Origin of the sequence: Bacteroides sp. (assembly GCA_036351255.1) — a bacterium.
Taxonomy (GTDB): domain Bacteria; phylum Bacteroidota; class Bacteroidia; order Bacteroidales; family UBA7960; genus UBA7960.
In genome coordinates, this window is sequence record JAZBOS010000034.1 from 1 (window position 1) to 2,147 (window position 2,147).

Annotated in this window: 4 protein-coding genes; all 4 read left to right on the top strand. The window is 47.8% G+C overall.

The window, feature by feature from the left end; genetic code table 11:
* Positions 1-88 precede the first annotated feature (88 nt).
* The gene (locus V2I46_03075; protein ID MEE4176469.1) at positions 89-502 is read left to right on the top strand and encodes a hypothetical protein; all 414 of its coding nucleotides are present in this window, start codon (positions 89-91) and stop codon (positions 500-502) included.
* 1 nt (position 503) lies between these two features.
* Positions 504-1,433 (top strand): 1-phosphofructokinase, encoded by a 930-nt coding sequence (gene pfkB, locus V2I46_03080; GenBank protein MEE4176470.1) that lies wholly within the window; start codon positions 504-506, stop codon positions 1,431-1,433.
* Positions 1,434-1,436: 3 nt separating this feature from the next.
* On the top strand, positions 1,437-1,793 hold the full coding sequence (locus V2I46_03085) for a hypothetical protein (protein MEE4176471.1): 357 nt from the start codon (positions 1,437-1,439) through the stop codon (positions 1,791-1,793).
* 139 nt (positions 1,794-1,932) lie between these two features.
* Positions 1,933-2,147 (top strand): histidine phosphatase family protein (locus V2I46_03090; GenBank protein MEE4176472.1); only part of this gene is annotated, 215 nt, incomplete at its 3' end.

Sequence of the window (2,147 nt, forward strand, 5' to 3'; positions counted from 1 at the left end):
ACATTACCCAAGCATTGGGACCTAACAATGCCTGGACCTTTGCAGCCGAACAAGCATTGATCAGGCATTTCTGGGATGTGGGTGCAAAATGAGTCAGGCTAAACCACAGGGGCAACAATATCGGCTATACTTTCAATTCGTCCTGATCGGGGCTGCAATTGGTTTGTATTATGGGCTATTTTACAGAGCCTCCCAAACCGAGCCAGATTTTGGTATGGCGATTATCCTCAGTTTTATTGCCGCGCTGGTGACTGTTGTGATCCGTTCTTGGAAAAAGGGTCGCACTTTTAAGGTCATCTTGATTGATTTTCTAAAAATCTTAGCCATGTTTTTGGCTTTCATGATCGGCCTAGAGCTTCGCAAGGTTATTTATGAATTATGGGGCAAGACCATCCTGGTTATTTTCACCACAGGCCTTGGCATTCTCGTCGGTCTGCTGGCTGCAATTCGTAAAAAGGACGGGCAGGTTGTTTCCAGAGGCCAGGGAAAAGAAGGGCAATAAGATGATTTATACCGTCACGCTTAACCCTGCATTGGATAAAGAATATAAAGTGCCGCAAATCGTTTTTGACGATATTATGCGGATGACGAGTATGCGCATTGATTTTGGCGGTAAAGGTTTTAATGTCTCGCGGATGCTGCAGTCATTGGGTGCAAAAAATGTGGCCCTTGGATTTGTGGGCGGTCACACTGGCGAGGTGATTTCGGCAGGGCTTGAATCTTTGGCGATTGCTGTGGACCTGACCCCCATCCAGGGTGAGACCCGTACGAATATTAGCATTGTGGACCAGGCTGAAAACCATTATGTCAAGTTGAATGAAGCTGGTCCGTACGTGACTCAAGCTGAAATCGACGCCCTTTTAGAAAAAGTTGACACCCTAGTTAGTCCGGGAGACTTCTGGGTGCTGGCAGGCTCCATTCCCAACGGGGTGCCTGAGGACATCTACGCCAGGATCATCCGAAAAATCAACCAAGCAGAAGCGCATGCAGTTTTAGATACCAGCGGTCTTCCTTTGCAATTGGGTGTTGAAGAGAAGCCATTTCTGATCAAACCCAATGTGCATGAACTGAGTGCCCTGCTTGGCGTAGATATTCAGGACCCTCACCAGTTACCACAGTATGTTGCCGATCTCCATGCGCAGGGTATCCCGAATATCCTGGTTTCCCTGGGTGACAAAGGTGCTTTTTTAAGTGACTCGCAACACTGCTGGACGGGTCAAACACCTCAGATTACTGCGCAAAACCCGATTGGTGCCGGGGATGCCATGGTTGCCGGTATGGTCTGGCGGCTAGCGGAAGGCGATGCGATCGATGTTGCCTTGCCCTGGGCGATGGCATGCGGAACTGCTGCTGCCAGTTTACCTGGGACGGGGATGCCTTCACTATCATTAGTAAGTGAATTTCATCAAGCGATCAAAATTGAGGAGCTTTAAATTATGCCATATGAAAAAACAAGATCCAAGCAATTTGAATATTCCTTTGAGGCGGTTTACAAAGCTGCTTACACGTGCGTGAAGCAATTGGGCGGTAAAATCCTGAAAAGTGAGCCGGAAGGTAAATTACTCCACGTCCAAATGGATAAGAAACTGAAAGGCGAGGTTTTAGGCGATCGTAGTAAATTAGAAATGACTTTCACCGTCGATGAAGCAGGTCATACCAACCTTTCCATCTTTGCTTACCCATTGAACGCTGTCGGACAAAAACTGATGTTTGGCGCACGTAAAGGTGTGGTAGATCGGGTACTGACGGTCTTTCTTGAAGAAGTTGAAAAACGGTTGGCTGAAACCGAATAAACTTTGTTGGTGAATTAGCGTAACACCTTCGCCTGCGAGGAAATTCGGGGGTGTGGTGTGGCGACGAAGCCGCCACACCACACCCCCCGCCCTTCAGCAGGGTTGCCTGAAAAGTTACGAATTATCTTAGAAAAGAATAATGCACACACACATCAACGGATTAACGCGTATCATCTTAGTTCGTCATGGACAAACGCTAGCCAACGAAAAGCAGTTATTACAGGGCAGCAGTGATGGGCCATTAAACGCACAGGGTCGACAGGAAGTTGAGCGGTTAGGCCTTCACCTGGGCAATTTTCAGATTGATCATGTGATTTCCAGCGATTTGATCAGAGCGCTTGATACAGCCCAGGC